Origin of the sequence: Citrobacter sp. wls826, from assembly GCF_005281245.1 — a bacterium.
In the GTDB taxonomy this organism is placed as follows: domain Bacteria; phylum Pseudomonadota; class Gammaproteobacteria; order Enterobacterales; family Enterobacteriaceae; genus Citrobacter; species Citrobacter braakii.
In genome coordinates, this window is record NZ_SZWS01000063.1 from 15670 (window position 1) to 29700 (window position 14031).

Annotated in this window: 9 protein-coding genes; 6 read left to right on the top strand and 3 right to left on the bottom strand. The window is 47.5% G+C overall.

Features of this window, described 5'->3' with window-relative positions; translation table 11 throughout:
* The coding region (locus FDW87_RS23095; protein ID WP_252363258.1) for an ESPR domain-containing protein at positions 1–4078 on the bottom strand (4078 nt) is incomplete at its 3' end.
* A gap of 997 nt (positions 4079–5075) precedes the next feature.
* Here FDW87_RS23095 and FDW87_RS19235 point away from each other — a divergent pair.
* From FDW87_RS19235 to FDW87_RS19255, 5 genes are all read left to right on the top strand, one after another.
* A complete protein-coding gene (locus tag FDW87_RS19235) occupies positions 5076–5846 on the top strand; it encodes a winged helix-turn-helix domain-containing protein (RefSeq protein WP_016154092.1) in 771 nt (256 codons plus the stop codon).
* A complete protein-coding gene (locus tag FDW87_RS19240) occupies positions 5836–6348 on the top strand; it encodes a hypothetical protein (RefSeq protein WP_137380074.1) in 513 nt (170 codons plus the stop codon). The genes FDW87_RS19235 and FDW87_RS19240 overlap by 11 nt, the downstream gene beginning before the upstream one ends.
* A gap of 263 nt (positions 6349–6611) precedes the next feature.
* On the top strand, positions 6612–7178 hold the full coding sequence (locus tag FDW87_RS19245; RefSeq protein WP_137380075.1) for a Slp family lipoprotein: 567 nt from the start codon (positions 6612–6614) through the stop codon (positions 7176–7178).
* A 278-nt stretch (positions 7179–7456) separates the two neighbouring features.
* Complete coding sequence (locus FDW87_RS19250) at positions 7457–8614, top strand: efflux RND transporter periplasmic adaptor subunit (protein WP_137380076.1); 1158 nt, start codon at positions 7457–7459, stop codon at positions 8612–8614.
* Between the two features lie 28 nt (positions 8615–8642).
* On the top strand, positions 8643–11759 hold the full coding sequence (locus tag FDW87_RS19255) for an efflux RND transporter permease subunit (protein ID WP_137380077.1): 3117 nt from the start codon (positions 8643–8645) through the stop codon (positions 11757–11759).
* Positions 11760–12120: 361 nt separating this feature from the next.
* On the opposite strand, the gene FDW87_RS19260 is transcribed toward FDW87_RS19255, so the two are convergent.
* Entirely contained in the window at positions 12121–12468 is a 348-nt protein-coding gene (locus FDW87_RS19260; RefSeq protein WP_016157253.1) for an HdeA/HdeB family chaperone, read from the bottom strand.
* The gene (locus FDW87_RS19265; RefSeq protein WP_047358942.1) at positions 12468–13064 is read right to left on the bottom strand and encodes a DUF308 domain-containing protein; all 597 of its coding nucleotides are present in this window, start codon (positions 13062–13064) and stop codon (positions 12468–12470) included. The genes FDW87_RS19260 and FDW87_RS19265 overlap by 1 nt, the downstream gene beginning before the upstream one ends.
* Positions 13065–13344: 280 nt before the next feature.
* Here FDW87_RS19265 and FDW87_RS19270 point away from each other — a divergent pair, with 280 nt between their 5' ends.
* Positions 13345–13971 (top strand): YfdX family protein, encoded by a 627-nt coding sequence (locus FDW87_RS19270; RefSeq protein WP_016154099.1) that lies wholly within the window; start codon positions 13345–13347, stop codon positions 13969–13971.
* Positions 13972–14031: the final 60 nt, after the last annotated feature.

Consider the following 14031-nt stretch of genomic DNA (forward strand, 5'->3'; position numbering starts at 1 on the left):
ACGCCAGGCCTCCGATATTTTGCTCACCGGACCCCACGTGGGTGACGTTCCCCTCGCCTACATTTAATGTTGCCTGGCTCAGCGCCTGAGTATTTAATCCAGCCAGCTCAAAGGTGCTGTTCGTTAGCGCCAGCGTACCGTTGAATCCATCTGCCGCATTGTTGCTGGTAAAATCAAACGCATTACCGCTGGCATCAACGGCGACAGTTCCGGTTCCCGCCAGATGGCTATTAAAAACCAGCGCAGCGTCAGAATTCAGCGACAAGGTGCTGGTCGTATCAATGTTGTAACCCGTACCGGTCGCATCGTTTTGGTTATCACCCAACGCAAAATCAACATTATTAACGGTAAATACTGAACCAGCAGTGAGATCGATATGCTCCATGCCGGTAATAGCATCGGCGTGATTGAGGATGTACTGTGCGTTATTCAACTGAAGTGTATCCTCCCCATCACCGCCATTGAGGCTGGTAAACAGCGAGGTTTCTGTCTCTTTGACATCTTTCAGTAGGTACAGATCGTTACCACTGCCCGTCTTGATGTCGGTTGCGGTACTGCCAGACTCCAGCGTAACGGTGTTATCACCGCTCATCAGGTTAACCTGACCAACAATGCTGGCTCCCGCCGCGTTAGTAAACGCGATGCCTGCCCCCGAGAGCATTTCTACCGCTTTTTGCGACGCATCCAGCGCTTTAATAACGCCTTTATTGATAAACGTTTCCAGAGAACCGTTATCAACATTCACCACCGCGTGGCTGGTCGATTTCGATGTCAACTCACCAGCCTGTTCAACATTTTTGGTCGTGCCACCGACAATCAACGCTTCACCACCGTTAACGTCGAGTACGTTAACGCTGACGCCCGTTTTCAGGTCGGTTGACGCATTGGTGACGATCCCTTTACCCGCAGCCTGCTCAACATTGATAACCAGATCGCGCGAGTCAGACATATCCAGCGTTTGATTCGTTTCGCTGCCGTCGATATTTTCAAACAGGATCCCCGTACCGCTCCCCGTTACATTAATCGTTCCGGAGTTGGTCTGCGCCAGGGATGCTCCGGTATGAATACCGATTCCATTCCCCACACTGATAGTTGTATCTTTTAGCTGGATACCCGCAATGTTGGCGACGTTTTCAATCGCGCTTCCTTTACCCGTACTGTCCATCGTGATGATGGCTCCATCGACCAGCAGACCTTTCGCACCGGCGGCCAACAAGATACCGTGCGCATCTCCCGATGCTTTGGTTTCTCCCGAACCCGTCAAACTTAATGACGCATCATTGCCCACGAGATAGGCTGCGGTGCCATCCGTCGCGGTAACCGTCGCATTGTTGTTCACAACGGAATCAGCGCCTTCGATGCTGACCGCCACGCCATTAACCTTGATATCGCCGTCGTTATTCAACGTACCACCGGAAACCAGCACGCCTGTGCTGCCCGCCTGGTCAAAGTCGATGCTGCCTTTATGGTTGAGCGTACCGCCGTTGCGGGCGATGTAGCCGAAAGCACCATCCGCCGTATTACTGGTATTCAGCGTGGCGTAACTGGTCAGGGTTGAGTCACCTTTCTGATTTTCATCGACATTGCCGGACAAGTCATAATAATTACCGTCCACAATCCCGGCGGTGGTATCTTTACCGGAAAGTTTCACGATCACCGCGTCTTTGGTGATAACCCCATCCGCTCCGCCTTCAACCCGAATCCCGGTCGCGCCGTCACCCGTGATACTCAGCGATTGCGAGCCGGAATCAAAATGGCTCCCCGTCCCGGTCACCTGCAGAATAGTGCTGTCGGTGCCTGATGCCGTCATTGTCGTACCAGACGACCCGCTGCCATCAAAAGTCGCACCACCTTCTATGCGATATAATGTTGACCCTTCAGTCGAGACATCTTGCGTATTGGTAGAGGAGGCGTTTACTTTTGAACCTTCACCATAAATAAAATAGCCAATCTGGTTTTTGCCACTGGTAAATGAGACTTTGCCCGTATCGGTAATATCGATAACACCGCCGTCACGAACGTGCAGACCAATGGCGTTATCAGCAGCAAGATTCACACTCCCACTCATCGTGAGTTGAGACCCGGTCCCCTCGACCCAGGCACCAATATTTTTTAATGTATTATCCGTGGTACTACCATTGGTGATATTTATCGTGCCCGAATGAAGCGCCTGACTCCCTCCCTGCAGTTCAATACCGCTGGCGCTGTACCCATTGAGGTTAATCGTGCCGCTGTTTACCAGCCCTTTTGCACCGTTAATCCCCATTAAGCCAATATTTTGCGCTGAGCCGATGCCATTGATGTCAATGACGCCGTCTTGGGTAACGTTGATTGCACCAGGAGACGCACTGCCGTTTGCCTGAATGGCAACAGCATTCTCGACTTTTTCTCCGATCGTGATGTTCCCGGTGTTATTGATGGTTCCACTCTTCACAAACATACCAATGGCCGGAAGAGTGACCTGAACGTCACTGCTCGCCTCATCTTTTACCGCTTGTGCAGTGCGTCCGATGTAGAGCGTCCCGTTATTAGTAGCCACGGCATTACGTTGAACAAACACGCCGTAGGTATAGACACCATCGGAAGATTTCGCAGGCTCACCTCCGGTGGCAATATTCATTACTCCGTTATTAATAAAGGTCGCCGTGTCATTCATCAGCACGCCATAGGCGTTATAGATATCCTGATGCGAGGCAAGGTTGATGACGCCGTCGTTCTGTACCTTTGTCGTCCCGGTCGCGAGAATCCCGGTATGGGCGCCAACCCACGCATTTTTCACATCAAGACTGGTACCCGCATCAATAATTCCATTGTTATTTACGATGCTATCACGCGCTGAAACGACATAATCACCACCGGCTGCACCGGCGGCAACCCCCAGTGTGCCGTTGTTATTGAGGGTGGCTCCGTCGGTCAGCGTCACCACGGAGGTATCGCTAAAAACCGCCTGAATATTGGCATCAGCAGAAATATTGACGACAGAGCGCGCACCGGAAGCTTTAATAAAACTGTTCACATCACGATTCGCAGCCTGCAACACCGCATCGCCATCCGGGATATTGGTGTCGAAGTGAATGTTTTTCTGTTCCGTGGTATAGGCTTTATGAAGCTCAGCTTCGTAGTCCGTGGGCGAAAGTTGCCCAGCCTCTACGGCTTTCACCAGAGCATCATTGTAGTTTTTTAAATCATCAAGATTATTAACCGTATACTCGCCAAGCGCGCTGGAGAAGGTGCCGTTATAGGTTGCGGTATCAAAGTTATAATCTTTACCGGTATTTTTCGCGACATTACCAACGTTACCGCTTTGCACGATGGTTTTGGCGTTGTAATTCAGTACCGCGTCTTTAGTGTCACTGGCGCTGCTCTCAACGTTATAAACTCCAGAGACCTTGGTGACAGCATTGAAGATATTTGCCGAGTTCGATGCCCAGCCGCTTTCCGTTGAACCAACATTCACATCAAGCGTGCCGCCTGATGTCACTGTCGCCAGCTTCATATTCACATACTGCCCATCACCGACGCTGACCCCCAGATAAGTCGTCAGATCGCCAACGCTGGTAGAGGCAAAATTATCGCTGTCATACACCTGGACTGTACGCGAAGCCCCGGTGATGGGGTCAACGTATTGAATGCTGTGGGTACGACCACCTAAAGTCGTCTGCGTCAGATTTATATTTTCACTACCTGACGAAATATAACCATTATCCATTGCCTGCTGAATAGTCATCGTTTTAAAGCCCGATGCACCAGAGGCAATGCTGCCATATCCTTTAGTACCGGTGATAATATTCATGTTTTCACCGTCACCGACAACAAGTTGCCCTGCGCCATTAGCGTTAGTCGACGGTAAGTAATCAGGCAAGACGTAGTCAGCGGCAAAAGCATATATTGAATGCGTAGCCAGTACGGCACCTATTATACTTAGCGCAATTCTTGAAATATTAAATTTATGCGTTCCAGATTCAATGCGAGCAGAACTATTGGTTTCCACAGAAGCACCACAACGTTTTGCCAGTTCAGAAACAACAACCGCGCAAGAGTGCGAAACACTCCATACCACTTTAAAAATCTTGTTCATCATTACCATTCCGAATAATTCCACGAATACCCTTCCTGGGAAAAATTCGTGGTCACATAGCATTATGGGATGCTCATAATTACCCAGCGGTCAGATACCTCTTCTCTGGAGTTTTTTCCGCTGAAACATTGAGCGATCTGTACATGACGAATGGTATTACCGCATCAACAACCAATCTATTTATACTGATAAATTTGCAATTTATAGATGTTTTATCTAAAAAGACAAGTGATTATAGATTTAAGTATCGATATCATCACAGGAACACATAAGCAACTGTTAATGAATTGCATAAACAATGTAATATGACGACCTAATTTTCTACACAATAAACAAACATTTCAAATTAAATAAAACGCATATTAATTTATTTCATATCTCGTAAAAAAATTTATAATAACAGCTCTTAAACAACTAACAACTTATAAGATAAATCTTATTGCATGGGTTATATTGAAAAAACATAACCCATTTGAGTTACTTAAATTATAACTGCGAGAAACAGGGATTTCAGTCAGTAGAAAACACACCTCGCGATAAGCAAGTTCCGCGGCATCTGTACCGCCAGGGGTTGAATGTAATAAGTAAAAAATATCAAAGCCTTTCTAATTGTTGTTTAAGACGCTTGATACCATACTATTTTTAGATTATTTTACTTAAGTAACTTTTCGTTTACTCATTATAAAAATGCCACTTACTAAAGTTACTGACAATTTGTAAATCAACCAGAGACTCAGAACTACGCAGTCCTCAAACCGGCGAATGATTATAATGGTCTATCTGAAAATAGTAGCACTCTTATAATTTAATCAGAGTGAAGCAGGTATTTATACTTAAAATGAATAATTTCATAGTTTTTTATGCCAGAGGGGATATTTTACAATGCTCAAATGCCCCCCTCCTCCTGCCTCGGCCCTGTCACATCTCACGATACTGTAGTGAAGAAGAAATACCACTATGGTTTATAATTAAGTAATACTCTGTTAATGATGAAAAAATGAAATATCTAATTAACAATGAAGTTACATTTAGGACTGATGATGGCGTTTTGGCGAGTCTGAGTCCGTCGGACAACTCACTCACCCTGTCTATTACCGCAAACAGGATCTTCACCTATCTCCTCGAGCAGGAAGGGAAAGTAGTCTCGAGAGAAGAGATGTTTACGAATGTCTGGGACAAAAATGGTCTGCAAGCCTCAAACAACTCATTAAGCCAGTATATTTCTTTGATTCGTAAAGGATTACAGGAGCTCGGTTGTGAACACGAGATCATTCAAACCGTACCACGGGTCGGCTTTTTCATCGCTGAAGGATTGGTAACCACCATAGAGGAACCGCCTTTGGTTTCCGCGGCGTCCCTCACTCCCGCAAAAGCCACGCCTTCCCTGTCAAAACGCGTAAAAATGATGCTGCTTGCAGCTGGGGGCGTCTCATTATTCATGCTTCTTTACCCAGTCAACACATTGTTTAACAGCACTCAAAACCACCTTCCCGTCGTGCAGTTGTATAAACTTGGCAATATCGACCTCTGTCCGGTCTATACCGTTTTTGAAAGCTCACGAGAAGTGGCAACTGCGAAACTTGAAAAAGCCAAAAAAATGGCTGATTTACACCTGAAGTGTCTGGCTGGCGCATTGTTTATTTTCCAGCCTGACGATCTGTACGTCTACGGCGAAAAAGGTCGCATATTTTTATCCCGCTGTACTTTCAATAATGCAGAAAAAACAAAGTTTGCTGGATGCAAGGACCTTTATATCCATGAATACTAAATATAAAACCAAGATATTACTTGCAGGAGCGGCCGTTCTGGTCGCTGTCAGCGCCTTGTTAAGCGCGAATGGAATCACCCTCATTCCAGTCAATCAGGGAATAAGCGTGCATTGCGTCTCCACACTTTCACTACCCGAACTGCCCGGGGGTGGGAAATACGATGGTAGCCTGATGATCCAGTTGCAAACAGATAACACTGGCGTCATTGATTTCTCAGGGATTATTACCACAACCCCACTGGCAGACAACCGCCCAGGACGTCGCCTTATCCTGCAACGCTCCGTCAGTTTTAATTATCGGATAAAAGATAAAGGCGTCGTTTTTCTGCAAGACGTGAAAATGAGTAAACACAGTCTGGATAACGTGTCGGATGAGATGTTTATCCATAATATCTATGACCCGTTCACACCCAGTAAGCGTGCGCAAATATATAAAATTAATAATACCTACCTGTTAGGCAATACCTTTTCGCCAACGAACGTCTGCGTTAGTAAATCGTAGTAATAAGCCGTAATCCAGGATTGCCTACCCGCCTGGCTAAACCAGGGCACGGTAACGCATTGGACCTGACTCCACGTGTGGCGACAGTAAGTCGCTTTCCCTGTCGCCACACACTTTCGCCCTATCCAGCGACCAGATAAAATACAGCCTGTTATTACCATAAGCTACAATAATATTAATTTTAGATAATCAACGGCACGTTTGCTGACAATAATGAGCAAAGGGTTACTATAGGCCTGTCTTTTTTTTAGCAGGAAAGTAAAATGAAAAAAACAAAAGGGTTGATAATTGTTGCCCTTGCTTTCACCCTGGCGTCATGTGCTTCAATTCCTGAGAATATCAAAGGTAATAATCAACCAGATATACAAAAAAACTTTATCTCCGTGCATAACCAAACGGGATTATATACCGGTCAGCAGGCCCGCTTTGGGGGTAAAGTCATCAATGTGATTAACACCAAAACGGATACATTACTGGAAATCGCCGTTCTGCCACTGAACAACTATGCTAAACCGCAAATAGACGCGAGCTATCAGGGGCGTATTCTTGCCCAGCAGAAAGGTTTTCTCGATCCGGTAAACTACAGAAACCATTTCGTTACTATTTTGGGGACAATTCAAGGAGATGAACCAGGATTCATCAACAAAATCCCGTACAACTTTGTTAAAGTTGATTTACAAGGTATTCAGGTTTGGCATTTAACGGAGTCAGTCAACACCACCTATAATATGTGGGATTACGGCTATGGCGCGTTCTGGCCTGAACCCATGTGGGGAGCCCCCTATTACGCTAATACAGTAACTCAGGTAACTCCGGAGCTAGTGAAATAATCTCTGTAGTAAGATGGCGCGAATATATTCCGGAGTTGGGTACTGACAAACGCCCACCACATCACCCCGCGTTGACCTTATTGCGCCATCCTGCTTTATGAGATCCTTCGCTTAGCACGCATTCTTCCTGTTACATATAATTTTACCCGCTAACACTTGAGCGAAAAAATGGGCTTTAGCCATCTCATGCCTGAGCATCTTTTGTTATTTACCGATAACTCTCCCACCCTGCCTGTAATAAAAGAACATTGGTGTTTACGATTTATTCAGGGATTACTATGAACAGAAAATGCTTACTGTTGATACCATTATTTTTTAGTAGCGTCATCATCACCGCCTGCGATAATAAACCTGCAGTAAAAACCGCCGCGATGGAGCCCGAGGTCGGCGTTGTTACCTTAGCGCCCTCTTCAGTGAATATTAAAAGTGAACTTCCAGGTCGCGCGGTTTCATTCGAGATCGCCGAAATCCGCCCTCAGGTTGGTGGGATCATCATAAAACGCAACTTTATTGAAGGTGATAAAGTCAGCAAAGGAGAGTCACTGTATCAAATAGATCCTGCCCCGCTGCAGGCACGACTGGATTCAGCCAAAGGCGCGCTGGCAAAGGCACTGGCGACGGCCAATAATGTGCGTCTGACATTAAATCGGCAGTCAGCGTTAATAAAATCCAATTACGTCAGCCGCCAGGACTACGACACGACACGCTCACAGCTTAATGAAGCAGAAGCCAATGTCGCCGTCGCCAAAGCGGATCTTGAGCAGGCCACCATCAACCTTCGTTACGCTAATGTCACCTCACCGATTGATGGCATCAGCGGTAAATCCTCCGTAACCGTGGGTGCCCTGGTCACCGCAAATCAGGAAAACGCGCTGGTCACCGTTCAGCGGCTGGATCCGATTTATGTTGATTTAACACAGTCAGTACAAGATTTCTTACGCCTGAAAGAAGAGAAAGCCAACGGCAAAATTGCCCAGCAACAAGGCAAAATTCCTGTTGAGCTGATGCTGGAAAACGGCAAACCCTATCGCCATACCGGTACGCTTGAGTTTTCCGATCCCGCCGTCGATGAGACCACCGGATCGGTGACTTTGCGCGCCGTGTTCCCCAATCCTGAAGGTGAAATTTTACCCGGCATGTATGTCACGGCGTTGCTGAACGAAGGCAGCCAGCAGAATGTTTTGATGGTCCCCCAACAAGGGATTACGCATAACGAACAAGGAAAAGCCACCGCGCTGATCCTTGACCAGCAAAACGTGGTGCAACTGCGCGAAATAAACGCCGTGAAGGCCGTTGGCAATCAATGGCTGGTGACCGCAGGATTACGCCCCGGCGATCGGGTCATTGTGTCCGGATTACAAAGAATTCGTCCGGGAATCAAAGCCCGGGTCCTCCCTTCAAAACTGACCACTCCTGACGCGGGAACTGAACAGTAATATTTCAGGTATTAAGGACACTTTCTTCATGGCCAACTTTTTTATTGAGCGCCCGGTTTTCGCCTGGGTGCTCGCCATTATCATGATGTTTACGGGCGGTATCGCGATAATGAACCTGCCGATCGCCCAGTATCCACAAATTGCTCCCCCAACCATTACCATCAGCGCTGCCTACCCAGGGGCAGACGCAAAGACCGTTGAAGACTCCGTAACTCAGGTGATTGAACAGAATATGAATGGTCTTGATGGCCTGATGTATATGTCATCCACCAGCGATGCGGCAGGTAATGCGTCGATTATCCTGACTTTCAAAACGGGCACGTCACCCGATATTGCGCAGGTTCAGGTACAGAATAAACTGCAGCTGGCGATGCCTTCTTTACCGCAGGAAGTACAGCAGCAAGGGATCAGTGTTGATAAATCCAGCAGCAATATTTTGATGGTCGCCGGCTTTATCTCTGATAATAACAGCCTGAGCCAATATGATATTGCCGACTATGTGGCTTCAAACATCAAAGACCCAATAAGCCGCACTGCCGGGGTGGGGAGCGTACAGTTATTCGGTTCGCAATACGCCATGCGTATCTGGCTGGATCCGCAAAAGCTCGACAAGTATAACCTCACACCTCAGGACGTCATTACCCAGCTCAAAGTTCAGAACAACCAGATATCGGGCGGGCAGTTGGGAGGCATGCCTCAGTCAGCCGATCAGCAGCTAAATGCGTCGATAATCGTCCAGACGCGCCTGCAAACTACCGATGAATTTGGCAAGATCTTCCTTAAAGTTCAGCAAGATGGCTCCCAGGTTCTGCTGCGCGATGTCGCGCGAATTGAGCTGGGTGCGGAAAATTATGCAACGGTTGCACGCTACAACGGAAAACCCGCCGCCGGGATTGCAATTAAACTTGCCGCTGGCGCGAATGCCCTGGAAACATCCCAGGCAGTCAAACAGGAGCTGAACAGATTATCGGCCTGGTTTCCGGCCAGCATGAAAACCGTTTATCCCTATGACACCACTCCGTTTATCGAGATTTCGATTCAGGGGGTTTTTCATACTTTGATCGAGGCAATCATTCTGGTATTCCTCGTCATGTATCTGTTTTTGCAAAGTTTCCGCGCAACGCTTATTCCCACAATCGCCGTTCCGGTAGTGATCCTTGGCACCTTTGCGATACTCGACGTCGCGGGTTTTTCGATTAATACGCTCACGATGTTTGGCATGGTGCTGGCGATAGGGTTGCTAGTCGATGATGCCATTGTGGTGGTTGAGAACGTAGAACGCATTATTGCCGAAGAACACTTGTCACCAAAAGCGGCGACCCACAAAGCGATGGGCCAGTTGCAGAGAGCGCTGGTCGGTATTGCCGTTGTGTTATCCGCCGTATTTATGCCGATGGCATTTATGAGCGGAGCAACCGGTGAAATTTTCCGTCAGTTTTCTATCACTTTAATCTCCTCCATGCTGCTGTCGGTGTTTGTGGCGATGAGCCTGACGCCAGCCCTCTGCGCCATGCTGTTGAAATCCCACGAGGGAGAAAAAGCAAACACACATTTTCTGTTTACCCGTTTCAATCACTTCATGGAGAAATGTACTCAGCACTACACGGACAGCACCCGTAAACTGCTACGTTGCACAGGCCGTTATATGGTCGTGTACTTAGTGATTGGCGCGGGCATGATTGTGCTGTTTCTACGTACCCCGACCTCCTTTTTGCCTGAAGAAGACCAGGGGGTATTCATGACCACCGCGCAATTGCCTTCGGGCTCAACGATGGTGAACACCAGCAAAGTGCTCGGGGAAATAACGGATTACTACCTGACGAAAGAACAGAAAAATGTCGCTTCGGTTTTCACCGTAGGCGGATTTGGTTTTAGCGGCCAGGGGCAAAACAACGGTCTGGCGTTTATCAGCCTGAAACCGTGGTCAGAACGCGTTGGTGAAGAAAACTCAGTTACCGCCATTATTCGACGGGCGATGATGGCCTTAAGCACCATCAATAATGCCGTCGTTTATCCGTTTAATTTACCCGCAGTTGCAGAACTGGGAACGGCTTCAGGTTTTGACATGGAGCTGCTGGATAACGGTAACCTTGGGCATGAAAAAATGATGCAGGCCCGAAACGAGCTTCTGGCGCTGGCCAACCAGTCGTCCGGTGAGGTCGACGGGGTGCGCCCAAATGGTCTGGAAGATACACCGATGTTCCGCATTCATGTCAACGCAACGAAGGCAGAAGCCATGGGCGTTGCATTATCGGATATTAATCAGACCATCTCCACGTCGTTCGGTAGTCGCTATGTCAATGATTTCCTGAATCAGGGACGCGTTAAAAAAGTGTATGTCCAGGCCGATACGCCGTTCCGTATGTTGCCGGATAATATTAATCACTGGTACGTACGTAATGCCTCCGGCGCCATGACGCCGCTTTCGGCCTACTCATCCACCGAATGGACCTACGGTTCTCCCCGCCTTGAACGCTACAACGGTCAGCCTGCAATGGAAATTCTGGGCCAGCCGGTCGAAGGGAAAAGCAGCGGCGATGCGATGAAATTTATGGCATCGCTGATAAATAAACTGCCCGCGGGCGTCGGCTATGCCTGGACCGGTCTGTCTTATCAGGAGGCGCTGTCCACAAACCAGGCACCAATGCTGTACGGCATTTCGCTGATCGTCGTGTTTCTGGCACTGGCGGCACTGTATGAAAGCTGGTCGATACCGTTCTCGGTAATGCTGGTTGTGCCAATCGGGGTGGTCGGCGCTTTGCTGGCGACCGACTTGCGCGGCCTGAGCAATGATGTTTACTTCCAGGTAGGCCTGCTCACCACCATGGGGCTCTCGGCTAAAAACGCCATTCTGATCGTCGAGTTCGCCGTCGAGATCATGCAAAAGGAAGGAAAAACGCCGCTTGAAGCCGCAGTAGAGGCCGCGCAAATGCGCTTACGCCCTATTTTGATGACGTCACTGGCCTTTATCTTAGGGGTTATCCCTCTGGCAATAAGCAACGGCGCGGGCTCTGGCGCGCAAAATGCCGTCGGTACGGGTGTTATTGGTGGGATGCTGGCCGCGACAGTGCTGGCGATCTACTTTGTTCCGCTGTTCTTTGTTCTCGTAGAAAACATGCTGGCGCGATTCAAAACACGGCGCTGATTCCCTGCCCTCGTACGTGATTATCCCTGGGATAAGTTTATTAAATCCCAGGGATTCTCAATGCTCTCTCAGAGAAAGGGTTCCATTCACCTTAAGTTCTTCATTTCATTACAGCGACGATACAGTGACTACGTTAAGAGTGGCATTCTCCACCACACTTGAGTCTCTCTGCTCTGCGGGTAATCAATGCCCGGTGGCGCTTCGCTTATCAGGTCTACGGTTGTTAGCGGGCCCTGCTATCCAGCGAATTTCTCGTGGATAGCAGGGTAAACATTACGGGGATTTTTTCTTGTAGGGTAACAACTAAGGTAGGTACAGAGGTTGTCAATTCTGACTCATGCCAGGCTATCAAAACGGGTAATCAATAGTGCAGACCGGAACCCTTCAGATTTACGGCCAGCTCGCCCAATTTAGTATCAGGGTGTCGATGACACATTTTAATCATCTTCGGTACAGCGACAGTTTCCACCTCATGCAGGGGAACATAATCATCGCCTTTAAAGTCCGAATTTTTATTAACAATCACAAAGGCAATTGCTGTCATGTATTGCCGACTCATATCAACGAATTCTTTACAGGTCATATCTTGTGGCGCCGCTTCCGTTGCCTGTGTAGCAAAAGCACGGCTCATCGGCGCCATAACAGAGGCCATAAGAATAGCTGTAGAGACAATCAATTTAATATTCACAATGCGCTCCAGAAGTAGCATTAATTTTTATCGGCGAGTTTTTCAGTTTGTACCAACGACGCATTTCTGCGCAGACTGATAAAAGCCAAAGAACTAAAGATCATCTCAACGCCTATAAAGATGGAGGTAAACACATAAGAGCGGTCGGGATCCATATTCAGCCACACGGCTGCAATAAGCAGGTCAAAAATACCGATAAAAATATTCCATCCATAGCCCGGACTGCGGAACATTTTGACGCCGGAAGCAACACGAAAAATCCCGCCAAGAATAAACAGGCAGCAAAAAACCATTGCCAATGAATTCATACCTATCACAGGATTTTCGAGGAAACAGTATCCCAGCAGCAACCATGCGATAGCAAAAAAGGCATAGGTAAATTTGGCTTTCAACTGCTTTTTACCCGAGGAAAACAGGCTGTAAATAGAATAGAAGCCGCACACCAGGAACATAAAACCTGTTGCATAGCTTAAGTAAACACCTGCAGCGATTGGATAGATTAAGCAGCAGATGCCGCAAACCAACAACAGCACGGCCATGATTGTGGCGTGTCTTTTATAATGAAATAGTGTTTTTTCATTAAATGCTTTCAGGCTACGCTGATTAAAAACAAACATACATCCTCCGTTACATAGAAACGCAATGTAACCTACTAATAAAAGAGTAATATTCACTTAACACATATCACTTACAATGGAATGATAAGACTTTCCCTCCAAATTCGTATATAAGAATAAAGGAATGTCATTATCCGTATAATCCTACACATGTCAGACGTCTGACACCTGTAAGATTAAACGCTCATTATTCTATCCTGGCTCTGATTCCACTCTTCGAAGTTATTTAATATGCTTATTTCGTTTGGTGAGATATACCAAATTTATTCAGGAGAAAGTAATGAAAAAGATTATTCTTGCAGGTCTGCTTGCAACCATGATGGGCTCAGCCCCGGTACTGGCAGCTACCACTACCACGCCGGCACAAACTGCTACCGCCAATGTACAAAAAGAAGCTGCCGATATTATGCAGGTCGCAGTACAAGGTGCAAACGCGATGCGTGATATTCAGCTTGCCCGTCTGGCCCTGTTTCATGGACAGCCTGACAGTGCTAAAAAGTTAACCGATGACGCCGCTTCCCTGCTTGCAGGTGACAGTCACGACTGGGCGAAATTTGTAAAAGCTGCGCCTAAAGCCAAGATGATTGACGATCAGTACGTGATTATTAACGCTACGATTGCACTGTCAGAAGACTATATTGCCACCCCAGCTAAAGAATCCGCTATCAATACAGCGAATGGCAAAATGGCTAAAGGCGACTGGAAAGGTGCTGTGGATACCTTGCAACTGGCGGGTATCAGCGTGCTTCAGACCCAATACCTGATGCCCCTGAATCAGACGCGTAAAGCCGTTGCCAGCGCTCAAAAACTGCTGTCTTCAGGTAAATACTATGAAGCAAACCTTGTGTTAAAAGGTGCTGAAGAAGGCATTGTGATCGATAGCGAGATGCTGGGCGCAGGCCAGTAATACTCAGCACTACGGAGTGTTGAACCAGGACTTTCTCTCCTGATCGGGTTGCTACGGCAA

Bases quoted from the DNA above. Each gene is read 5' to 3' on its own strand.
- FDW87_RS19235 (WP_016154092.1), top strand. From the start codon at position 5,076: ATGAAATATCTAATTAACAATGAAGTTACATTTAGGACTGATGATGGC.
- FDW87_RS19240 (WP_137380074.1), top strand. From the start codon at position 5,836: ATGAATACTAAATATAAAACCAAGATATTACTTGCAGGAGCGGCCGTT.
- FDW87_RS19245 (WP_137380075.1), top strand. From the start codon at position 6,612: ATGAAAAAAACAAAAGGGTTGATAATTGTTGCCCTTGCTTTCACCCTG.
- FDW87_RS19250 (WP_137380076.1), top strand. From the start codon at position 7,457: ATGAACAGAAAATGCTTACTGTTGATACCATTATTTTTTAGTAGCGTC.
- FDW87_RS19255 (WP_137380077.1), top strand. From the start codon at position 8,643: ATGGCCAACTTTTTTATTGAGCGCCCGGTTTTCGCCTGGGTGCTCGCC.
- FDW87_RS19260 (WP_016157253.1), bottom strand. From the start codon at position 12,468: ATGCTACTTCTGGAGCGCATTGTGAATATTAAATTGATTGTCTCTACA.
- FDW87_RS19265 (WP_047358942.1), bottom strand. From the start codon at position 13,064: ATGTTTGTTTTTAATCAGCGTAGCCTGAAAGCATTTAATGAAAAAACA.
- FDW87_RS19270 (WP_016154099.1), top strand. From the start codon at position 13,345: ATGAAAAAGATTATTCTTGCAGGTCTGCTTGCAACCATGATGGGCTCA.